Genomic DNA, 18,745 nt, shown 5'->3' on the forward strand with positions numbered 1-18,745 from the left:
GAAACCGCGCTTATCGCGTCGGAATTCCGCCTTTGAAGTTTGCTTTGCGCAGCAGCGATTCATATTGCTGCGACATCACGTAGTTTTGTACTTGGGCCATGAAGTCCATGGTCACAACCACAATAATCAACAGAGAAGTACCACCAAAATAGAACGGTACCTTCCACTCGGCTACCATGAATTCCGGCAACAAACACACCAAAGTGATGTAGATGGCGCCAGCCAGTGTCAATCGCGTCAGGATCTTGTCGATGTAACGGGCAGTCTGCTCACCGGGACGGATCCCTGGCACAAAGGCCCCGCTCTTCTTCAAGTTGTCTGCCGTCTCCTTGCTGTTAAACACCAGCGCGGTGTAGAAGAAGCAGAAAAACACGATGGCAATGGCGTACAACAGTGCGTGGATGGGCTCGCCTGGCCCCATCGATGCGGCCAAATCTTTCAGGAACCGGACCGCCGGGTTAGCCGTATCGGCGCCGGTGGTGAACCAGCCCACGATCGTAGCCGGGAACAAGATAATCGACGAAGCGAAGATCGGTGGAATCACGCCGGCCATGTTCAACTTCAATGGCAGGTGTGAGGTTTGGCCACCGTAAATCTTGTTACCCACCTGGCGTTTCGCATAGTTGACCAGGATCTTGCGTTGGCCACGTTCCACAAACACCACCAGGAACGTCACCGCCACCACCAGGATCATGATGATGATCGCCGACAGGGCACCGATCGAACCGTTGCTCACCGACTGGCCGAGGCCACCCAGTGCGCCCGGCAGACCGGCGGCGATGCCTGCGAAGATGATGATCGAGATGCCGTTACCGAGACCGCGCTCGGTAATCTGCTCGCCCAACCACATCACGAACATGGTGCCGGTCAACAGCGTAACGACCGTCACGAAACGGAAGGCATAGCCTGGATCCAGCACCAGGCCTGCCTGCGACTCCAAAGCAACTGCAATCCCGAGCGCCTGGAACGCCGCCAGCACCACCGTGAAATACCGGGTGTACTGCGTGATCTTGCGTCGGCCTGCTTCGCCTTCCTTCTTCAACGCTTCCATCTGCGGCGAGACGATCGACACCAACTGCATGATGATCGAGGCCGAGATGTACGGCGTGATACCCAGCGCAAACACCGTGAAGCGCGCGAGCGCGCCACCGCTGAACATGTTCAACATGCCCAGGATGCCGCCCTCTTGCGACTTGAACAGTGCGGCCAATTGTACCGGATCGATCCCGGGAACCGGGATGTGAGCGCCGATACGATAAACCACCAATGCGCCAAGCAGGAACCAGAGCCGGCCCCAGGGGAAACCAGCTGCTGCACTTTTAGCCAATTGTGGATTAGTCGCCAATTTTCGCTCCGATCAAGCTGTGTGCGGGGCTCAGGCTACCGAGCCGCCGGCTGCTTCGATGGCGGCTTTCGCGCCAGCGGTCACTTTCAGGCCTTTGAGGTTCACCGCTTTGGTGACTTCGCCGGACAGAATGACGCGCACATCGCGTGCCAGCACGCTCAGTACGCCAGCTTGTTTCAGCACCAGGATGTCGACATCGCCCACTGGCAGGTTGTTCAGGTCGGACAGACGCACTTCAGCTTTGAAGGTGGCGTTGAGCGACTTGAAACCGCGCTTAGGCAGACGACGTTGCAGAGGCATCTGACCGCCTTCGAAGCCGACTTTGTGGAAGCCGCCCGAACGCGATTTCTGACCCTTGTGGCCGCGGCCCGCGGTTTTACCCAGGCCGGAGCCGATACCGCGGCCGACGCGGCGCTTGTAGTGCTTGGCGCCGTCAGCTGGTTGAATGGTATTCAGTTCCATGATTTCTCCGTGAGTAAGCCGGGGCTTACGCAACTACTTTAACGAGATACGAGACTTTGTTGATCATGCCGCGTACCGACGGGGTGTCCTGCAGCTCGGCAACGGAGTTGACGCGACGCAGGCCCAGACCTTTAACGGTGGCACGGTGATCCTGGCGGGTGCCGATCAGGCCTTTCACCAGTTGTACTTTGACGGTTTTCGTAGTCATGTGGTTCACCTTAACCCAGGATCTCTTCCACCGACTTGCCGCGTTTAGCAGCGATGTCAGCAGGAGTGCTCAGTTTAGCCAGGCCGTCCAGGGTGGCGCGGACCAGGTTGTACGGGTTGCTCGAACCGGTCGATTTCGCGACCACGTCGGTAACACCCATCACTTCGAAGATAGCGCGCATGGCGCCGCCAGCGATGACGCCGGTACCTGGTTTGGCCGGCGACATCATCACCTTCGAGGCGCCGTGACGGCCCAGGACGGTGTGATGCAGGGTGCCGTTCTTCAGCGGTACTTTGATCAGGTTGCGGCGGGCTTCTTCCATTGCCTTCTGCACACCGACCGGTACCTCTTTCGACTTGCCCTTGCCCATGCCGATGCGGCCATCGCCGTCACCGACCACGGTCAGCGCCGCGAAGCCCATGATACGACCACCCTTGACCACCTTGGTCACGCGGTTGATCGCGATCATTTTTTCGCGCATGCCATCATCCGGCTTGTCGCTTGCCATTTTTGCTTGCATTTTTGCCATGATCGTTCCTTAGAACTTCAGACCGGCTTCACGCGCGGCTTCTGCCAGCGCCTTCACACGGCCGTGATAACGGAAACCGGAACGGTCGAAGGCGACTTCGGTGATACCGGCTTTCAGTGCTTTTTCTGCTACGCGCTTGCCGACCAGTGCGGCGGCAGCGGCGTTGCCACCCTTGCCCGACTTGCCAGCCAGTTCAGCACGCACTTCCGCTTCCACGGTCGAGGCCGAAACCAGTACTTTGGCGTCCGGGGAGATCAGGTTCGCGTAAATGTGCAGGTTGGTGCGGTGCACCGACAGGCGGTTCACTTTCAGTTGCGCGATCTTGATACGGGTTTGACGTCCGCGGCGCAGACGAGATTCTTTTTTATCCATCGTCAGCCCCTAATTACTTCTTCTTAGTTTCTTTAAGCTTAACCACTTCGTCCGCATAACGGACGCCCTTGCCCTTGTAAGGCTCCGGAGCGCGGTAAGCACGAACTTCTGCTGCTACCTGACCCACTTTTTGACGGTCGATGCCTTTGATGACGATCTCGGTCGGGGTGGCGGTGGCGCAGGTCACGCCGGCTGGCATGGCATGCACGACCGGGTGCGAGAAACCCAGCGACAGGTTCAGCTTGTCGCCCTGGGCCTGGGCTTTGTAGCCCACGCCAACCAGGTTCAGCTTTTTCTCGAAGCCCTTGGTCACGCCGGTCACCATGTTGTTGACCAGCGCGCGCAGCGTACCGGACATGGCGTTGGCTTCGCGGCTGTCATTGGCCGGTTCGAAGCTCAGGGTGCCAGCATTGTTTTCTACTTTTACCAGGCCGTTCAGGTTCTGGGTCAGGACGCCCAGCGGGCCCTTGACGGTGATCGCCTGTGCGGAGATGGCGACATCAGCGCCAGCGGGCACAGCGATAGGCATTTTAGCTACACGGGACATGTCTTACTCCTTAAGCCACGAAGCAAATCACTTCGCCGCCGACACCGGTAGCGCGTGCTTTGCGATCGGTCATCACGCCTTGCGGGGTCGACACGATTGCCACACCCAGGCCATTCATGACCGATGGGATTTCGTCCTTGCCTTTGTAGACGCGCAGACCAGGGCGCGAGACACGCTCCAGACGCTCGATAACAGGACGGCCTACGTAGTACTTCAAACCGATTTTCAGTTCCGACTTGCCACCGGTTTCGGCGACAGCGAAATCTTCAATGTAACCCTCGTCCTTCAGGACGTTGGCAATCGCTACTTTGACTTTCGACGATGGCATCGCCACGGTCGTTTTTTGAACGCCCTGGGCGTTGCGAATGCGGGTCAGCATATCGGCGATAGGATCGCTCATACTCATTGCTTATTCTCCTATTACCAGCTAGCTTTAGTCATACCCGGGATCTCGCCACGCATGGCGAATTCACGGAGCTTGATACGGCCCAGGCCGAATTTACGGAAGGTGCCGCGTGGACGACCGGTGACCTGGCAGCGGTTGCGCTGGCGGGTCGGCGCCGAGTTACGTGGCAGGGCCTGCAGTTTCAGGCGCGCTTCGTAACGCTCTTCTTCCGACTTGGTCTGGTCATCGATGATGGCCTTCAGAGCGGCGCGCTTGGCGGCGAACTTGGCCACCAGGTCAGCGCGTTTCTGTTCACGGTTAATCAGTGCGAGTTTTGCCATGATCTCTTAGTTCCTGAACGGGAATTTGAAGGCGGCGAGCAGAGCTTTCGCTTCGTCGTCGGTCTTAGCGGTGGTGGTGATCGAAATGTTCATACCACGCAGCGCATCGATCTTGTCGTACTCGATCTCAGGGAAGATGATCTGCTCTTTGACACCGATGTTGTAGTTGCCACGGCCATCGAAGGCGCGGCCGTTCACGCCGCGGAAGTCACGCACGCGTGGCAGCGCCACGGTGATGAAGCGGTCGAGGAACTCGTACATGCGGGCGCCGCGCAGGGTCACCATGGTACCGATCGGGTAGCCTTCACGGATTTTGAAGCCGGCGATTGCTTTGCGGGCTTTGGTCACCACTGGCTTCTGGCCGGCGATCTTGGTCAGGTCGCCCACCGCGTGCTCAATGATTTTCTTGTCCGCGACTGCTTCCGACAGACCCATGTTCAGGGTGATCTTGGTCAGACGTGGAACTTCCATCACCGATTTGTAACCGAATTTCGCGGTCAGGTCGGCGACGACCTTTTCTTTATAGAATTCTTGGAGACGTGCCATGATTTCTTAAGCCTTCACTACTTCGCCGGACGATTTGAAGACGCGGACTTTCTTGCCATCCACTTCCTTGAAACCAACACGGTCTGCCTTGCCAGTCGCGGCGTTGAACAACGCTACGTTGGACACGTGAATCGGCATGGTCTTATCGACGATACCACCTTGTACGCCAGTCATTGGGTTCGGCTTGGTCGCTTTTTTCGCGACGTTGACGCCTTCAACCACAACGTGTTCAGCGTCCACACGACGCGAAACTACGCCACGCTTGCCCTTGTCTTTACCGGCCAGAACGATGACTTCGTCGTTTTTACGAATCTTATCCATTACTGACTCCTTACAGGACTTCCGGTGCCAGGGACACGATCTTCATGAACTTTTCAGTGCGCAGTTCGCGCGTCACTGGTCCGAAGATACGGGTACCGATCGGTTCCAGCTTGGCGTTCAGCAGCACGGCGGCATTGCCGTCGAACTTCACCAGGGAACCGTCCTGGCGGCGAACACCCTTAGCGGTGCGCACTACCACGGCGTTATAAATTTCACCTTTTTTGACACGACCACGTGGCTGCGCCACCTTCACGGTGACCTTGATCACGTCGCCAATGCCAGCATAACGGCGCTTGGAACCGCCCAACACCTTGATGCACATGACTTCCTTGGCACCGGTGTTGTCGGCTACTTCGAGCCGGCTTTCAGTTTGAATCATAATATTCTCTTTCCCAACTTAAGCCGAAGAATCCACACAATGCGGACCTGCGGTCAGTCTTGGTCCCGCCAGAGAGCCCTGCTGGGCCCGCTGCTTGGGTGCTTGACCTTCGTACTGCATACTGACCGCGCGGTACAGCGTCTGTGGCCAGACACTTTGCGGCGTTACATGAACGAAGCCCACGAGTATTACACACAACTCGCGGGCTTGCAAGAACTAATTGCAAAATGCCGCCCCCACCAGGGCGGGGACGGCCATCTTGTCAATTAAACGATTTGCGCGGTTTGCACCACGCGGGTCACGGTCCATGCCTTCGTTTTGGAGATCGGACGACCTTCCGCGATTTCCACCGTGTCACCGGCTTTCACCTGGTTGGTCTCGTCGTGCGCGTGGTACTTGGCGCTGCGGACGATGATCTTGCCATACAGAGGGTGCTTCACGTGACGTTCGATCAGAACGGTAACGGTTTTGTCCATCTTGTCGGACACAACTTTACCGATCAGCGTGCGCTTCAGCTTTACTTGCTCGGTCATTTTGCTTCCTTCGTGTTCAATACCGTTTTTACGCGTGCGATGTCGCGACGTACCTTCTTGAGCTGCGAGGTGTTGCTCAGCTGTTGCGTAGCGATTTGCATACGCAGGCCGAATTGTGCCTTCAACAGATCGTTCAGCTCTTTTTCCAGAGCTGCCTGGTCTTTGCCGCGGAGTTCAGATGCTTTCATGTTTCACTCCTGTTATTGACCAACTTGGCGCACCACGAAGGTGGTGGCCAGTGGCAGTTTGGCAGCGGCCAGGCGGAATGCTTCGCGCGCCAGTTCTTCTGCGACGCCATCCATCTCGTACAGGACTTTGCCTGGGCGGATTTCAGCGACGTAGTATTCCGGATTACCCTTACCGTTACCCATACGGACTTCGGCTGGCTTGTTCGAGATCGGCTTGTCCGGGAACACACGGATCCAGATCCGGCCGCCACGCTTGATGTGACGGGTCATGGCACGACGCGCTGCCTCGATCTGGCGGGCAGTGATACGGCCACGAGCCACGGCCTTCAGACCGAACTCGCCGAACGACACGTTGGTGCCGGCGGTGTGCGAAATGCCGGTGTTACGGCCTTTCTGCTCTTTACGATACTTTCTGCGTGCTGGTTGCAGCATGGTTATTCTCCTGCTTTCTCAGCCGGCTTGGCAGCGCGACGGGCGCCACCAGCTGGACGTGGACGGCCAGCTGGCTTGCCGTCTTCACGACGTGGGCCACGTGGCTTTTTCTCTTCAGCCGGGGTGTCGATCACAGGGGCTTCGCCGGTGGCCGAACGGTCACCCTTGTAGACCCAAACCTTGACGCCGATGATGCCGTAGGTGGTCGATGCTTCCGAGGTGCCGTAGTCGATGTCAGCGCGCAGGGTGTGCAGTGGCACACGGCCTTCGCGGTACCATTCGGTACGGGCGATCTCGATGCCGTTCAGACGGCCGGACGACATGATCTTGATGCCCAGGGCGCCCAGGCGCATCGCGTTCTGCATCGCGCGCTTCATGGCGCGACGGAACATGATACGTTTTTCGAGCTGTTGAGCGATCGAGTCAGCGATCAGCTGCGAATCGATTTCCGGCTTGCGGATTTCTTCGATGTTCACGTGCACCGGCACACCCATGATCTTGCCCAGGGCCGACTTCAGAACTTCGATGTCCTCGCCCTTCTTGCCGATCACAACACCTGGACGCGAGCTGTAGATGGTGAAACGCGCGTTCTTGGCTGGGCGCTCGATGACGATGCGGCCGACCGATGCGTTCTTCAGCTTGGTCTTCAGGTAGGTACGTGCTTTCAGGTCTTCGTTCAGCATGTCGGCAAAGTTACCATTGCCAGCGTACCAACGCGAAGCCCAGTTACGGGTTACCGCCAGGCGGAAACCAGTTGGATGAATTTTTTGACCCATCTTTTGGCTCCTTAGTTACCGACGGTCACGTAAATGTGACACGATTGTTTCGAGATACGATCGCCACGACCTTTTGCACGCGCAGTGAAGCGCTTCAGGATCGGGCCCTTTTCGACGTAGATCGTTTTCACGAACAGTTCGTCGATGTCAGCACCATCGTTGTGCTCGGCGTTGGCGATGGCCGACTCCAGCACTTTCTTGATGATGGTGGCGCCTTTTTTCGGGCTGAACTGCAGAATGTTGAGTGCAGCGTCAACTTTCTTGCCACGGATCAGGTCAGCAACCAGGCGGCCCTTTTGGTCCGACAGGCGCACGCCTTTGAGGATAGCTTTGGTTTCCATTATTTCTTCGCCTTCTTGTCAGCGGCATGGCCCTTGAACGTGCGGGTCAGCGCGAATTCACCGAGCTTGTGACCAACCATGTTCTCGGAAACATACACAGGCACGTGCAGCTTGCCGTTGTGAACAGCGATCGTCAGGCCGATGAAATCAGGCATGATGGTCGAGCGACGGGACCAGGTTTTGATTGGCTTTTTGTCTTTGGACGCTTGCGCGGCTTCGACTTTTTTCACCAGGTGGGCGTCACAGAACGGCCCTTTTTTCAATGAACGAGTCATGATTTATCCTTATTTCTTGCCGCGGCGCGAGACGATCATCGAAGAAGTGCGCTTGTTGCTGCGAGTCTTCTTACCCTTGGTCTGCTGGCCCCATGGCGACACTGGGTGACGACCAGCTGCAGTACGGCCTTCACCACCACCGTGCGGGTGGTCGATCGGGTTCATGACCACACCGCGCACGGTAGGACGAACACCGCGCCAACGCATGGCACCGGCTTTACCGATCTTACGCAGGCTGTGCTCGGCATTGCCGACTTCACCCACGGTAGCACGGCACTCGATGTGCACGCGACGCACCTCACCCGAGCGCAGACGCACTTGCGCGTAGGTGCCTTCGCGCGCCATCAGCACCACGCCGGCGCCGGCGGTACGGGCCATCTGGGCACCTTTACCTGGCAGCATTTCCACGCAGTTCATGATGGTGCCGACCGGGATGTTGCGGATCGGCAGGCAGTTACCGGCCTTGATCGGAGCTTCCGAACCGTTCATCACGGTATCGCCCACAGCCATGCCTTTGGTGGCGATGATGTAAGCACGGGCGCCGTCGGCGTAGCACAGCAGAGCGATGTGCGCGGTACGGTTAGGATCGTATTCGATACGTTCCACTTTCGCCGGGATACCGTCCTTGCTGTTACGCTTGAAGTCGATCACGCGATAGTGCTGCTTGTGACCACCACCGATGTGACGGGTGGTGATGTGGCCGTTGTTGTTACGGCCGGCAGTTTTCGATTTTTTCTCAACCAGGGCGGCAAACGGACGGCCTTTGTACAGGTCGCTGTTCACCACCTTCACCATGCCGCGACGGCCTGGGGAGGTTGGCTTCATCTTAACGAGTGCCATTATTTAGCCTCCTCGGTGAAATTGATTTCCTGGCCTGGCTTCAGGCACACGAAAGCACGCTTGGTGTGGTTGCGGCGGCCGATGTGGGCGCCCGAACGCTTTTGCTTGCCTTCGCGGTTCACGGTTTGCACCGATGCCACTTCGACTTTGAACAGCAGTTCCACGGCAGCCTTGATTTCTGGCTTGGTCGCGTCGGTGGTGACACGGAACACGATCTGCTCGTTCTTTTCCGCGACCAGGGTGGCCTTTTCGGAAATCACTGGCGCAACCAGTACTTTCAGCAGGCGTTCTTCGCTAAATTTCAATGCGCTCATGCCAGCATCTCCTCAATCTTCGCCAGCGCAGCCTTGGTCACCAGGATCTTTTTGTAGAAGACCAGCGACATCGGATCGGCGTGACGTGGCTCGACAACCAGCACGTTCGGCAGGTTGCGGGAAGCCAGTTCCAGGTTTTCGTTGGCGGTGTCGGTGATGATCAGCACGGAGTCGAAGCCCAGGCCGGTCAGCTTTTGCGACAGCAGCTTGGTTTTTGGTGCTTCGATCGACAGATCTTCGATCACGACCAGACGGTCTTCACGGGCCAGCTGCGACAGAATCGAGCACAGACCAGCGCGGTACATCTTCTTGTTCACTTTGTGGGTGAAGTTCTCGTCAGGCGAGTTCGGGAAGATGCGACCACCGCCGCGCCACAGTGGCGACGACGACATGCCTGCACGCGCGCGGCCGGTGCCTTTTTGGCGCCATGGCTTCTTGGTCGTGTGGTGGACTTCTTCACGGTCTTTTTGCTTGCGGTTGCCGCTGCGTGCATTGGCTTGGTAAGCAACGACGATCTGGTGGATCAGCGCTTCGTTGTAGTCACGGCCGAAAACGGTATCGGCGGCGGCGACGTTAGCAGCGGCTTGACCTTGAGCGTTCAAGAGCTTGAGTTCCATCGATTAAGCTCCCTTCTTTGCTTTAACTTTAACGGCAGGCGAAACCACCACTTCACCGTTCTTGGCGCCAGGAATGGCACCCTTGACCAGCAGCAGCGAACGCTCAGCGTCGATGCGGGCGATTTCCAGATTCTGCACGGTGCGGGTGACGTCACCCATGTGACCGGTCATGCGTTTACCAGGGAACACGCGGCCCGGATCTTGCGCCATACCGATGGAACCTGGCACGTTGTGCGAACGGGAGTTACCGTGGGTCTGACGACCCGAAGCAAAGTTGTGACGCTTGATGGTACCGGCGTAGCCCTTACCGATCGTCACGCCCTGTACGTCGACTTTTTGACCGACTTCGAACAGCGACACGGCGACCACTTCGCCGGCTTTCAGTTCGGCAGCTTTAGCAGCGTCAACGCGGAACTCTTTCAGCAGAGTACCAGCTTCAACACCGGCTTTAGCGTGGTGACCAGCAACGGCTTTGGTCACGCGAGAAGCGCGACGTTGACCGAATGCGACCTGAACTGCAGCGTAGCCGTCAGTTTCAGGAGTTTTGATTTGCGCAACACGGTTGTTCGATACGTCCACCACGGTGACTGGGATCGAATCCCCGTCATCGGTGAAGATGCGCATCATACCAACCTTGCGACCGAGGAGGCCAAGGCTCATTTTTTCTCCAATTCCCACCTACGATTGGGCGGGGATATGTTGAACTACAAAAAAGTACAGACCAATAAAAAGACGAATCCATACCGAAGCCGGCTAGTGTACTGTGAAAAGACTCTTGACGCAACAGCTTTGTACGAGGTATGTCAGGTTTTTGACGCGCCCGGCGGCGCGGGGCAGGCGCCGGCCTCACCTCCAGCCGCCATGCGGGCTGGCGGGCCGTTCAGGCCGGCCGTTTTCTTGCCGAATGCTTAATGCGCAGCAGATGCACGCCGTCCCGCTGGACGCGGTAAATGACCAAGTAGTGAACGTGCACCACAAGTTCGCGGGTGCCAGGTTTAGTGCCCAAATGGCCCAATTCAGGGTATGCGGCCAGCAGCTCCACTTTCGCCGTGATCTGGTCCAATCGTTTATCAGCACTTGCCGGATTGGCAACTGCCACGCGCTGGCCAATCCGGGTCAGGTCATTAATTGCCGTCTCGCGCCAATGCAATAGTTGCGGGACACGCATTATTTGGCGTGGATCGCGGACCGTATCCTGCGAATAGCCTCCTCATGCGGAACCGGCGGTGACGGGTCGTCCAGCGCTGCTTGCACTTCGCCAATAAGCCACTGGTCGTAGCCCTCGTCCTTTTCCATTTCGCCGATCTCAAAGTGCTCGACACCCAAGCCCAGCAAGCGCTGTTTGACCGCCTCTAAAGCGTCAAACACGGCGGCCGCCTTGCTTTCCAGATCGAGCAAAACACGGTCCCCTTGCTTGTCATGGACGTACACAACCCAGCCAAGATCGTCGGGCTGGACTGATACGCTGAAGTCGTTCTTCTTGCCCGCCAATCTGGCCAGAGCCGCAGGTTCTATGGTCTGCGCTTTCATACTGCCCTCCCCATCGGTTAAAAAGTCAATCTAGCACGTACCAAGACAGGCGGTTTGAGATGGCGCAACCGGGCACCCGGCGCTATTTTTCAGGCACATGGATGTGCTCCTTGATGTGTTTCAAGTTTGCCACGATGGGGAAGGTCATGATGACCAGCAGCGACCAGGAACTCCACTTGCTGACGTGCACCGCCGACCAGGCACCGATCTGGTTGGGGTAGCGCCGCACGCCCCGCGCCCGAGGTCTTGAACACTTCCAGCGCAAAGCCGACCGCGTGAAACAGGCTGACCGCTTTCCAGCTCATCCCAGGTTTCCAGCCGGGCCCACACCATCCAGCCCTGGATGGCCAGCGCTGCCGGCAGCAGCACGTCATAGCGCGGCAGGCCGAACAGGCCGGTGCGCGGCACCACGAACACGGCGCCAAAGAACAGCGCCACAAACAGGCAGGCGCGCGCCTCCTTGAGGCCGAAATACCAGAATTCCGTCAGAAAGCGCATCAGGCCGCGCAGGCCCGGACGGGCGGCGCCGTCCAGCAACTGGTGGTCAAGGGTGGCCAGCATGGGCGCTACTCTAGCGTACTGGCGGGCGAAAAAAAACAGGCCGCCGGGACGGCGCGGCCTGTGCAAGTGTTGGGGTGGCACGACCCACCCCTCCCCCTCTCAGTACTGCAAGAGTTCTTACAAGCCCGAACCTAGCGGTTCAGGCGGTTCAGCAACTGGGCGCGCAGCATGCGCGCGCCGGCCTCGTCCAGCGGCGCCAGCGTCCCGCGCGCGGCCGGCGGCAGGTGCGCCGCCTCGCTGCCGTCGCTGTCAAACACATAGTGGCGGAAGATTTCCTGCCACGCCGCGCGCTGGGCCGGCGGCAAATCGCGCATGCTCATCAGCCCCAGCAGCAAGGCGTTGTACGGCGTGTCCATCCAGCCCGGCGACTGACGCCACCAGTAATTGACCAGAATGTTGAGCGCGTCCAGCCCCTCCACGTGATGCCACCACATGCTGGGAATGAACAGGGCGTCGCCGGCTTCCAGCTCGGCCGACTGCGCCTGGGCCAGGGCCTCGGCAAAGCGCGGGTAACGCGCCAGGTCGGGCTGGCGCAGGTCGACCATGCTGACCGATTGCCCGGCCGGGGTGAAATCCAGCGGCCCGACGTATAAATTCTGCAACTGCTCCGGCGGGAACAGGGTAAAGCGGCGGCGGCCGGCAGCCACGCACGCCAGGTTGTCCGGCAAGTCGTAATGGGCCGGGATGCAGGTGCGGTTGCCGATCCACAGGCTGGCCAGCGGCTCGCGCGCCCCCAGATGCAGGTCGTTCTCGGCGCGCAGGCCGGGCAGGCAGGCGTCGAGGGTGGTCGAGCCGACGTACAGGGTCGGCGGCGCCGGCGCGTCGTGGTGGGCGGCCAGGGCGTCCAGCACCTGGTCGAAGCGCACCATCTGGCTGTGGAAATTGAATCCGCTCAGGTCATCGTTGTAAAAAATGCGGCCGTCGCTGCCCGGCGGGCGATGGCTGGCCAGCACCGTGGCATCGCGGTAAAACCGGCGCAGATAGGTGTCCGCCGCGCGCGCCGAACGGCGCGCCGCCTGCACCAGCGGCCAGTGCGCCACCAGGCCGCGCAACACCAGCGGCACCGGCGAGCACAGCACTTCATCGGGCAGCGGCTGGCGACCGTCGCCACGCAGCTCGGCACTGCGCGCGCAATCGATCTCGGCGATGGCGGGGAGACTGCGGGACATGACTTCTCTCACGAAAACAGGCCGCCGCCGCAGCGGCGGCCTGTGGACTTACTCAGCTACAGATCAGGCTTAGAACTTGTAGCGCAGGCCCAGCAGGTAACGCGGTCCGGCTTGCGTCACATTCAGGGTGGCCGCCTCGGTACGGCCATGCTGGCGCGTGGTGCGGTCGGTGAGGTTGATGGCCTCGGCCTGGAAGCTCAGGTTCTTGTTGAAATTGTAGCCGACGCTGAGGTCGACCTGGCCATAGGCGTCGGTGTACACCGGCGCCGCGCGGCCATTGCCGTCCACCGTGGCGGCCAGGAAGGAATCGCGCCAGTTGTAGGCCAGGCGCACCGACCAGTCCTTGTTCTCGAAGATCCCCACCAGGTTGGCCGAGTTGCTCAGTCCCAGGATGGCGAACTGGTCATTGACGTCGGCGTTGTTGTACTTCAGCGGCGAGTGCACATAGGTGTAGTTCGCCTGCACGCCGAAGCCGCTCTGGCCGAACATGTGCTGCACGTTGACCTCGGCACCGCTGACATTGGCCGACTTCTGGTTGGCGTAGGTGGTGGTGTTGAACATCAGGATAGGGTCGGTCGACAGGCCGGTGATGGTGCCGTCCAGCATGCCGTCCGCCTTGACGCCGGTTTTCTTGACGCCAGGCTGGCCGTCGAAGTTGCCCAGGATGTAGTTACGGATGCAATTGGTGTCCGCCGCGGTACAGCCGTGCGCCAGCGCTTCCTTGTAGTAGGCGCCGCCGATCGGGGTGTGCAGGTTGTACAGCGACTGCGACACCAGGGTCTGGCCGGCGTAGTTGTCCATCTGCTTGCGGAACAGGGCCAGCGACAGCACGCTCTGCTTGTCGTAATACCATTCCCACGCCAGATCCAGGTTCTTGGCCTTGACCGGTTTCAGCGCCGGGTTGCCGACCGAAGCGCTGCCGCCGGTGAAGACGTTGGCAATGGTGCCCAGCGTCAGGCCGCCCTGCAGCTGATCAAAACGGGCGCGGCCGATGGTCACGCCGGCGCTGGCGCGCAGTTTCATGTCGCTGCGGATGTCGGCGTCGATGTTCAGCGCCGGCAGCACATTGGTGTAGGACGCATCGGTGTTGCTGAAGGCCTGGCCGCCAAAGGTGATCGGCAATTCGTTCTGCGCCACCCATACCACGGCCGTGCCCGGCAGCACCTGGGCCACCGAGGTGACCTTGGTGCGTTCAAAGCGCACGCCCGCCGAGGTGTGGACCGGGATCGCGGTATCCCAGTCGGTGCCCAGCGAGGCGTACACCGAGGTGGTTTTTTCCTGCAGCTGGCGGTCGGTGTCCGGCTTGCTCATGTTCGGCAGGTAGGCCGCCTGGTTGCCCACGGCATTGGCAGTGGTCTGGCGCACGGTGGCGAAATCGAAGCTGTACAGGGTGGCAAACAGGTTGGGCGAGTTCGAGCCGCCCAGCTTGTCAAAGAACGACGACATCGGGTTGGCCGTCCACAGGCTGGCCGGGTAGTCGGACGCCTTGGTGGCGCCGCCCCAGGTGTTGTTCTGCACGTTGGAGTAGGTCGAGCGGTTGGTGCTGTCGGTGTAGCTGACGCCGAAGTTCAGGTCGGACGCTTCCCACAGCTTCAGGCTGGCCTTGGCCTGGGCCTGCTTGACGGTCGACTTGATGTAGGTGTTGTGGAACCAGGAACCGGCGGCCTGGATCGGCGCCGCCGCCAGGTTGGCGGCCGGCATGCTCAGCACCGGCAGTTCGGTGGTGAAGTCGATCTTGGTGGTGCCGCGGCTGAAGCTGGCGTTGGACAGCGAGTTCTCGCTGCCGAACGGGCTGTCGGCGCCCGACTCGGCGGTCGAGTGGTGCGCGTCGAACTCCACTTTCAGGTCCGGCGAGGCTTTCCACACGGCGTTAAAGCCGAGCGACTTGTTCTTGGTCTTGGTGGCGAAATCGCCGCCCACCACCGAGATATCCTGCGGGGTCGGGTAGACTTCCTGATAGGTCAGCGGGCTGACCACGTGGCCGCTCGGCCAGGTGCTGGTCGAGGTCGGGGTCTGGGCAAACCAGACACTCAGCTCGCTACGCTTGGTCTGGATCTTCTGCTCCGAGTAGGTGTAGTCCACCGTGGTGGTCAGTTCCTTGACCGGACGGAACTGGAAGGTCAGCTGGCCGTTGGTGCGCTGACGCTGGATGGCGGAGCTGTTGTAGCCGAAGTTTTGCGGAATCGAGTACAGCGCGTCCGGGGCCGGACGGTTGGTGATGTTCTGCGAACCCGGCTGGCCTGGCTGCGGCAGGGTCTGGCCGTCGATCACCGCCGAGCCCAGGTACGGGCCCTGGTAGCCGTTGAACAGGCCGGCGCGGTTGACGCCCGAGTCACGCGACTGGTAGCTGGCGCTCAGCGCCACGCCAAAGCGGCCGTCGGCGCTGGTGTTCGAGTAAATGCCGGACACTTCCGGGGTGACGCTCTTGCCCTTGAAGGCATCCACCACGTGGTCGTTGGAGGTGTCTTTCAGCGCCTTGACGCCGACGCTGGAGTGCAGGCCGGGATTGTCGAACGGCCGCGCGGTCACCACGTTGATGGTGGCGCCGATGCCGCCGCTTGGGTTGTCGGCACGGCCTGTCTTGTACACCTGCAGCTGCGAGATCGATTCCGACGCCAGGTTGGAGAAGTCGAAGGAACGGCCTTCGCGGTCGGCCAGGTCGCTGGTCGGCATCTGGCGGCCATTCAGCAGCACCAGGTTGAAGTCCGGGCCGAGGCCGCGCACGGTGACCTTCTGGCCTTCGCCGTTGTTGCGGTCGATCGACACGCCGGAAATCCGCTGCAGCGATTCGGCCAGGTTGGTATCCGGGAATTTACCCATGTCTTCGGCCACGATGCCGTCGACGATACCATCGGAATTACGCTTCAGGTTCAGCGTCGATTGCATACTGGCGCGGATGCCGGTCACCACCACGGTGGGGGCATCCGGCGCCGGGTCGGCCGCCTTGACCGCGTCCTGGGCGTAGGCCGGTACGAAAGTGGCGCAGGCGCTGGCCACGGCCAGGCTGATCAGCCGGCGCTGTCGTGGCGCCTTTGAAAACGTTTTCATAGAAGTACGCACTTCATCTCCTTATTTTATGATTATTCCGGCGTTGGGCTGCCGGGCTGATTGCTACTCAAACTGACTGCTGGGTAGTTCTTTGCAAGGCGCCGCAGAACACGGACGGCGGTGTGATGCCCGCCTGGGAAGCTGTCCGATCGGTTCTAGTGACTTATTAGACAAGTTCAGGATAGGAGAAACGCTTCCATTCGTCAATCGGTCGAACAAATTGCGCACCGAATATGCGCAAGGCTGTTGTAAAGGCGCACCATAACGGCACGGCCAGGTGGCCTCAGGGATTGATAGTCGATGTGACAAGCTTGGTGTATCATCGTCAGACGCCCTCTTTTGGAACCCTGCCCCATGATCGTCGCCGGCGACCAGCAATTACTCAAGCAAATCAACCGCATGGCCCTGGTGCGCCAGTTGTGCAGCGTACCGGGCCTGTCGCGCGCCGCGCTGGCCGAGGCCGTGGGCCTGACCAAGTCCACCGTCAGCCTGCTGGTGCGCGAACTGCTGGACGAAGGCTGGCTGACCGAGACCGACATCCGCGCCACCGGCGCGCTGGGCCGGCGCGCCACCCCGCTGCAGCTGGACGGCGGCCGCCTGGTGCTGCTGGGCGCCGACCTCGGCATCGGCATGGCGCGCATTGTTGCCACCAACCTGCTGGGTGAAGTGCTGGCCGAGCAGGAACTGCCGTATCTCGATCCGGCCGACACCGCCGGCTGCATCGGCCTGATGGCCCAGGGCCTGACCGAGCTGACCACCTGCGCCGCGCTGCAGGGGCGCACCGTGCTGGGCGTGGGGGTGGGCTTGCACGGCGTGGTGGACGACGCCACCGGCGTGCTGCACTACGCGCCCCACCTGGGCTGGCGCAATGTCGACGTGGCCAGCCAGTTGCGCCTGCACTTTGCCGACACGCCGCTGGCCGAGCTGCCGCTGTTCATCCAGAACGAAGCCAACGTGGCGGCGCTGGCCGAGCTGGAGTTTTCCGGCCAGATCGACGCCGACCCGCTGATCTACCTGAGCATTGGCTATGGCGTGGGGGCCGGCATCATCGTCAACGGCCGCCTGCTGACCGGCCTGTACGGCTTTGCCGGCGAGGTCGGCCACACCATCCTGCAGCAGGGCGGTCCGCCCTGCTCGTGCGGCCGGCGCGGCTGCGCCGATGCACTGATCGGCCTGCAGGCCTTGCTGGACGAGGTGTACGGCAAGCTGCCGTCATCGACGCCGGAACAGCTGGAGCAATTGTTCACCGAGGCCGAAGCCGGCGACGCCCATGCCGCGCGCGCGGTGGAAGCGGCCGGGCGCAACCTCGGCGTGCTGCTGAACAATCTGTGGGTGGCGTTCGACCCGATGTGCATCGTGGTGGGCGGCGCCGCCCTGCGCCTGGGCGGGCGCTTCATCGGGCCGGGGCGCGCCGTGCTGCATGACTGCGCCAGCGCCACCGGCCTGCCGGCGCCCACCATCCGCACCCCGCACTTCGGCAACAATGCAATTGCCATCGGCGGCGCCGCCATGGCGCGCCACTATCTGATGCGGCCCTTCACCGAACAAAGCCCGGCACGCCGCAGCAACGCCGTGCCGCCGGCGCTGGCGCCGAGCGTGCTGGCCTGGACCTGAGGCGGCCCGCTTACTCAGTCCAGCCCGGTCTTGCCGGGCGCCCAGTAAGCCTTGCTCTGACGGCGCGCAGCGCTGATGCCATGCTCCCGTACCAGGCGCGCCATCTGCTGGATCGCGCCGGCCTTGCCGCTCAACACCACATCTGCCATGGGATGGGCTTGCAGCAGCGCATCCATGTGGGCCTGCAGCGCGGCCGGATCGCTTTCCACGCCGGCGTTCTGCAGCTGCAGCTGGGCGATCTCCAGCACCCGCGCGCTGCGCGCGGATATTTTAGCGCTGAAAAACAACGGGCCCGGACGCTTGCGCGTGCGGGCCCGTGGTCAGCCGGCAACCGGGGCTGCCAACTTAAAGACGATTACTGCAGTTTGATTTCGACATCAACGCCAGCTGGCAGGTCCAGCTTCATCAGGGCGTCAACGGTCTTGTCGGTTGGGTCGACGATGTCCATCAGGCGCTGGTGGGTGCGGATCTCGAACTGGTCGCGCGAGGTCTTGTTCACGTGCGGCGAACGCAGAACGTCGAAACGCTGGATGCGGGTTGGCAGTGGAACCGGGCCTTTGACCACAGCGCCGGTGCGCTTGGCGGTGTCCACGATTTCCAGGGCCGACTGGTCGATCAGCTTGTAGTCGAAAGCCTTCAGGCGGATACGGATTTTTTGATTGGTAACGGTCATGATAATTCCCTAAAAGAGCGAACTGGCAACTTTGTAGCGCCAGCAATTTCTAAAAGAACGAGTTTGAAACAAAGGCCGACATGGTATCACACCCTGTCGGCCTTTTTACATCAGCGCTTAAAAATTAGGCGATGATCTTGGCGACAACGCCTGCACCCACGGTACGGCCGCCTTCGCGGATAGCGAAACGCAGACCTTCTTCCATTGCGATCGGGTTGATCAGCTTGACGGTGATCGACACGTTGTCGCCTGGCATAACCATTTCTTTATCGGCTGGCAGCTCGATCGAACCGGTCACGTCAGTGGTACGGAAGTAGAACTGTGGACGGTAGTTGTTGAAGAACGGGGTGTGACGGCCGCCTTCATCTTTCGACAGAACGTAGATCTCGCCGGTGAAGT

Annotated in this window: 29 protein-coding genes and 1 pseudogene; 1 reads left to right on the top strand and 29 read right to left on the bottom strand. The window is 60.4% G+C overall.

What is annotated here, in order from left to right; genetic code table 11:
• Positions 1-10: 10 nt before the first annotated feature.
• The 26 genes and pseudogenes from secY to ABDW57_RS20835 all read right to left on the bottom strand — a co-directional run bounded on the left by secY (position 11) and on the right by ABDW57_RS20835 (position 16,059).
• Complete coding sequence (gene secY / locus ABDW57_RS20710; protein WP_176645906.1) at positions 11-1,345, bottom strand: preprotein translocase subunit SecY; 1,335 nt, start codon at positions 1,343-1,345, stop codon at positions 11-13.
• A gap of 30 nt (positions 1,346-1,375) precedes the next feature.
• Entirely contained in the window at positions 1,376-1,807 is a 432-nt protein-coding gene (rplO, locus tag ABDW57_RS20715; RefSeq protein ID WP_343732063.1) for a 50S ribosomal protein L15, read from the bottom strand.
• Positions 1,808-1,832: 25 nt separating this feature from the next.
• Positions 1,833-2,015 carry a 50S ribosomal protein L30 gene (gene rpmD, locus ABDW57_RS20720; protein WP_155468011.1) on the bottom strand — a complete coding sequence of 61 codons (183 nt, stop codon included), beginning with the start codon at positions 2,013-2,015 and terminating at the stop codon, positions 1,833-1,835.
• A gap of 10 nt (positions 2,016-2,025) precedes the next feature.
• Positions 2,026-2,544: a 30S ribosomal protein S5 gene (gene rpsE, locus ABDW57_RS20725; protein ID WP_072786822.1), complete on the bottom strand. Its 519-nt coding sequence runs from the start codon at positions 2,542-2,544 to the stop codon at positions 2,026-2,028.
• Positions 2,545-2,553: 9 nt separating this feature from the next.
• Entirely contained in the window at positions 2,554-2,916 is a 363-nt protein-coding gene (gene rplR / locus ABDW57_RS20730; RefSeq protein WP_107144084.1) for a 50S ribosomal protein L18, read from the bottom strand.
• Positions 2,917-2,929: 13 nt separating this feature from the next.
• A complete protein-coding gene (rplF, locus tag ABDW57_RS20735; protein ID WP_343732064.1) occupies positions 2,930-3,463 on the bottom strand; it encodes a 50S ribosomal protein L6 in 534 nt (177 codons plus the stop codon).
• Positions 3,464-3,473: 10 nt separating this feature from the next.
• Positions 3,474-3,869 carry a 30S ribosomal protein S8 gene (gene rpsH / locus ABDW57_RS20740; RefSeq protein ID WP_343732065.1) on the bottom strand — a complete coding sequence of 132 codons (396 nt, stop codon included), beginning with the start codon at positions 3,867-3,869 and terminating at the stop codon, positions 3,474-3,476.
• 14 nt (positions 3,870-3,883) lie between these two features.
• Positions 3,884-4,189, bottom strand: a complete 306-nt coding sequence (gene rpsN / locus ABDW57_RS20745; RefSeq protein ID WP_055937643.1) for a 30S ribosomal protein S14 — start codon at positions 4,187-4,189, stop codon at positions 3,884-3,886.
• A gap of 6 nt (positions 4,190-4,195) precedes the next feature.
• Entirely contained in the window at positions 4,196-4,735 is a 540-nt protein-coding gene (rplE, locus tag ABDW57_RS20750; RefSeq protein ID WP_343732066.1) for a 50S ribosomal protein L5, read from the bottom strand.
• Between the two features lie 6 nt (positions 4,736-4,741).
• Entirely contained in the window at positions 4,742-5,056 is a 315-nt protein-coding gene (gene rplX, locus ABDW57_RS20755; protein ID WP_092280168.1) for a 50S ribosomal protein L24, read from the bottom strand.
• A 10-nt stretch (positions 5,057-5,066) separates the two neighbouring features.
• Positions 5,067-5,435, bottom strand: a complete 369-nt coding sequence (rplN, locus tag ABDW57_RS20760; protein WP_050409761.1) for a 50S ribosomal protein L14 — start codon at positions 5,433-5,435, stop codon at positions 5,067-5,069.
• 266 nt (positions 5,436-5,701) lie between these two features.
• Positions 5,702-5,968: a 30S ribosomal protein S17 gene (gene rpsQ, locus ABDW57_RS20765; RefSeq protein ID WP_155467999.1), complete on the bottom strand. Its 267-nt coding sequence runs from the start codon at positions 5,966-5,968 to the stop codon at positions 5,702-5,704.
• Positions 5,965-6,156 (bottom strand): 50S ribosomal protein L29, encoded by a 192-nt coding sequence (rpmC, locus tag ABDW57_RS20770; RefSeq protein ID WP_343732067.1) that lies wholly within the window; start codon positions 6,154-6,156, stop codon positions 5,965-5,967. Before rpmC ends, rpsQ begins: the two co-directional genes overlap by 4 nt.
• A gap of 12 nt (positions 6,157-6,168) precedes the next feature.
• Positions 6,169-6,588 carry a 50S ribosomal protein L16 gene (gene rplP / locus ABDW57_RS20775; RefSeq protein ID WP_343732068.1) on the bottom strand — a complete coding sequence of 140 codons (420 nt, stop codon included), beginning with the start codon at positions 6,586-6,588 and terminating at the stop codon, positions 6,169-6,171.
• 2 nt (positions 6,589-6,590) lie between these two features.
• Complete coding sequence (rpsC, locus tag ABDW57_RS20780) at positions 6,591-7,364, bottom strand: 30S ribosomal protein S3 (RefSeq protein ID WP_155467995.1); 774 nt, start codon at positions 7,362-7,364, stop codon at positions 6,591-6,593.
• A gap of 11 nt (positions 7,365-7,375) precedes the next feature.
• Entirely contained in the window at positions 7,376-7,708 is a 333-nt protein-coding gene (gene rplV, locus ABDW57_RS20785; RefSeq protein ID WP_174864456.1) for a 50S ribosomal protein L22, read from the bottom strand.
• Positions 7,705-7,980, bottom strand: a complete 276-nt coding sequence (gene rpsS, locus ABDW57_RS20790; protein ID WP_155436392.1) for a 30S ribosomal protein S19 — start codon at positions 7,978-7,980, stop codon at positions 7,705-7,707. Before rpsS ends, rplV begins: the two co-directional genes overlap by 4 nt.
• Before the next feature lie 9 nt (positions 7,981-7,989).
• On the bottom strand, positions 7,990-8,820 hold the full coding sequence (rplB, locus tag ABDW57_RS20795) for a 50S ribosomal protein L2 (RefSeq protein WP_155467993.1): 831 nt from the start codon (positions 8,818-8,820) through the stop codon (positions 7,990-7,992).
• Positions 8,820-9,134, bottom strand: a complete 315-nt coding sequence (rplW, locus tag ABDW57_RS20800) for a 50S ribosomal protein L23 (RefSeq protein ID WP_161015601.1) — start codon at positions 9,132-9,134, stop codon at positions 8,820-8,822. Before rplW ends, rplB begins: the two co-directional genes overlap by 1 nt.
• Positions 9,131-9,751, bottom strand: a complete 621-nt coding sequence (rplD, locus tag ABDW57_RS20805) for a 50S ribosomal protein L4 (RefSeq protein WP_154376722.1) — start codon at positions 9,749-9,751, stop codon at positions 9,131-9,133. The genes rplW and rplD overlap by 4 nt, the downstream gene beginning before the upstream one ends.
• A gap of 3 nt (positions 9,752-9,754) precedes the next feature.
• Complete coding sequence (gene rplC, locus ABDW57_RS20810; protein WP_179675683.1) at positions 9,755-10,411, bottom strand: 50S ribosomal protein L3; 657 nt, start codon at positions 10,409-10,411, stop codon at positions 9,755-9,757.
• A gap of 220 nt (positions 10,412-10,631) precedes the next feature.
• Positions 10,632-10,919 carry a type II toxin-antitoxin system RelE/ParE family toxin gene (locus ABDW57_RS20815; protein WP_343732069.1) on the bottom strand — a complete coding sequence of 96 codons (288 nt, stop codon included), beginning with the start codon at positions 10,917-10,919 and terminating at the stop codon, positions 10,632-10,634.
• Positions 10,919-11,281, bottom strand: coding sequence for a hypothetical protein (locus tag ABDW57_RS20820; protein ID WP_343732070.1), 363 nt, complete (start codon positions 11,279-11,281; stop codon positions 10,919-10,921). Before ABDW57_RS20820 ends, ABDW57_RS20815 begins: the two co-directional genes overlap by 1 nt.
• A gap of 82 nt (positions 11,282-11,363) precedes the next feature.
• Positions 11,364-11,842: pseudogene (locus ABDW57_RS20825) on the bottom strand (DUF817 family protein).
• Positions 11,843-11,973: 131 nt separating this feature from the next.
• On the bottom strand, positions 11,974-13,011 hold the full coding sequence (locus ABDW57_RS20830; protein ID WP_343732071.1) for a cupin-like domain-containing protein: 1,038 nt from the start codon (positions 13,009-13,011) through the stop codon (positions 11,974-11,976).
• Between the two features lie 69 nt (positions 13,012-13,080).
• The gene (locus ABDW57_RS20835; RefSeq protein ID WP_343732072.1) at positions 13,081-16,059 is read right to left on the bottom strand and encodes a TonB-dependent receptor; all 2,979 of its coding nucleotides are present in this window, start codon (positions 16,057-16,059) and stop codon (positions 13,081-13,083) included.
• Between the two features lie 354 nt (positions 16,060-16,413).
• Between ABDW57_RS20835 and ABDW57_RS20840 the strand changes: the two genes are divergently transcribed.
• Positions 16,414-17,673, top strand: a complete 1,260-nt coding sequence (locus tag ABDW57_RS20840) for an ROK family transcriptional regulator (RefSeq protein ID WP_343732073.1) — start codon at positions 16,414-16,416, stop codon at positions 17,671-17,673.
• A 14-nt stretch (positions 17,674-17,687) separates the two neighbouring features.
• Here ABDW57_RS20840 and ABDW57_RS20845 read toward each other — a convergent pair whose 3' ends face one another.
• The 3 genes from ABDW57_RS20845 to ABDW57_RS20855 all read right to left on the bottom strand — a co-directional run.
• A complete protein-coding gene (locus tag ABDW57_RS20845; RefSeq protein WP_343732074.1) occupies positions 17,688-17,921 on the bottom strand; it encodes a hypothetical protein in 234 nt (77 codons plus the stop codon).
• Positions 17,922-18,028: 107 nt separating this feature from the next.
• A complete protein-coding gene (rpsJ, locus tag ABDW57_RS20850) occupies positions 18,029-18,346 on the bottom strand; it encodes a 30S ribosomal protein S10 (RefSeq protein ID WP_072786805.1) in 318 nt (105 codons plus the stop codon).
• A 124-nt stretch (positions 18,347-18,470) separates the two neighbouring features.
• The coding region (locus ABDW57_RS20855; RefSeq protein WP_343732075.1) for an elongation factor Tu at positions 18,471-18,745 on the bottom strand (275 nt) is incomplete at its 5' end.

This window comes from Duganella sp., assembly GCF_039595735.1.
Lineage (GTDB): Bacteria > Pseudomonadota > Gammaproteobacteria > Burkholderiales > Burkholderiaceae_D > Rugamonas.

Excerpts from the sequence above, each read along its gene's own strand:
- ABDW57_RS20835 (WP_343732072.1), bottom strand. The coding sequence starts at position 16,059 with ATGAAAACGTTTTCAAAGGCGCCACGACAGCGCCGGCTGATCAGCCTG.
- rpsS (WP_155436392.1), bottom strand. The coding sequence starts at position 7,980 with ATGACTCGTTCATTGAAAAAAGGGCCGTTCTGTGACGCCCACCTGGTG.
- rplW (WP_161015601.1), bottom strand. The coding sequence starts at position 9,134 with ATGAGCGCATTGAAATTTAGCGAAGAACGCCTGCTGAAAGTACTGGTT.
- ABDW57_RS20830 (WP_343732071.1), bottom strand. The coding sequence starts at position 13,011 with ATGTCCCGCAGTCTCCCCGCCATCGCCGAGATCGATTGCGCGCGCAGT.
- rpsN (WP_055937643.1), bottom strand. The coding sequence starts at position 4,189 with ATGGCAAAACTCGCACTGATTAACCGTGAACAGAAACGCGCTGACCTG.
- rpsQ (WP_155467999.1), bottom strand. The coding sequence starts at position 5,968 with ATGACCGAGCAAGTAAAGCTGAAGCGCACGCTGATCGGTAAAGTTGTG.
- rpsH (WP_343732065.1), bottom strand. The coding sequence starts at position 3,869 with ATGAGTATGAGCGATCCTATCGCCGATATGCTGACCCGCATTCGCAAC.
- rplF (WP_343732064.1), bottom strand. The coding sequence starts at position 3,463 with ATGTCCCGTGTAGCTAAAATGCCTATCGCTGTGCCCGCTGGCGCTGAT.
- rpsE (WP_072786822.1), bottom strand. The coding sequence starts at position 2,544 with ATGGCAAAAATGCAAGCAAAAATGGCAAGCGACAAGCCGGATGATGGC.
- rplN (WP_050409761.1), bottom strand. The coding sequence starts at position 5,435 with ATGATTCAAACTGAAAGCCGGCTCGAAGTAGCCGACAACACCGGTGCC.
- rplX (WP_092280168.1), bottom strand. The coding sequence starts at position 5,056 with ATGGATAAGATTCGTAAAAACGACGAAGTCATCGTTCTGGCCGGTAAA.
- ABDW57_RS20820 (WP_343732070.1), bottom strand. The coding sequence starts at position 11,281 with ATGAAAGCGCAGACCATAGAACCTGCGGCTCTGGCCAGATTGGCGGGC.
- ABDW57_RS20840 (WP_343732073.1), top strand. The coding sequence starts at position 16,414 with ATGATCGTCGCCGGCGACCAGCAATTACTCAAGCAAATCAACCGCATG.
- ABDW57_RS20815 (WP_343732069.1), bottom strand. The coding sequence starts at position 10,919 with ATGCGTGTCCCGCAACTATTGCATTGGCGCGAGACGGCAATTAATGAC.
- rpsC (WP_155467995.1), bottom strand. The coding sequence starts at position 7,364 with ATGGGTCAAAAAATTCATCCAACTGGTTTCCGCCTGGCGGTAACCCGT.
- rplD (WP_154376722.1), bottom strand. The coding sequence starts at position 9,751 with ATGGAACTCAAGCTCTTGAACGCTCAAGGTCAAGCCGCTGCTAACGTC.
- rplP (WP_343732068.1), bottom strand. The coding sequence starts at position 6,588 with ATGCTGCAACCAGCACGCAGAAAGTATCGTAAAGAGCAGAAAGGCCGT.
- rpmC (WP_343732067.1), bottom strand. The coding sequence starts at position 6,156 with ATGAAAGCATCTGAACTCCGCGGCAAAGACCAGGCAGCTCTGGAAAAA.
- rplR (WP_107144084.1), bottom strand. The coding sequence starts at position 2,916 with ATGGATAAAAAAGAATCTCGTCTGCGCCGCGGACGTCAAACCCGTATC.
- rplC (WP_179675683.1), bottom strand. The coding sequence starts at position 10,411 with ATGAGCCTTGGCCTCCTCGGTCGCAAGGTTGGTATGATGCGCATCTTC.
- rplE (WP_343732066.1), bottom strand. The coding sequence starts at position 4,735 with ATGGCACGTCTCCAAGAATTCTATAAAGAAAAGGTCGTCGCCGACCTG.
- rplO (WP_343732063.1), bottom strand. The coding sequence starts at position 1,807 with ATGGAACTGAATACCATTCAACCAGCTGACGGCGCCAAGCACTACAAG.
- rpmD (WP_155468011.1), bottom strand. The coding sequence starts at position 2,015 with ATGACTACGAAAACCGTCAAAGTACAACTGGTGAAAGGCCTGATCGGC.
- rpsJ (WP_072786805.1), bottom strand. The coding sequence starts at position 18,346 with ATGACCGTTACCAATCAAAAAATCCGTATCCGCCTGAAGGCTTTCGAC.
- rplB (WP_155467993.1), bottom strand. The coding sequence starts at position 8,820 with ATGGCACTCGTTAAGATGAAGCCAACCTCCCCAGGCCGTCGCGGCATG.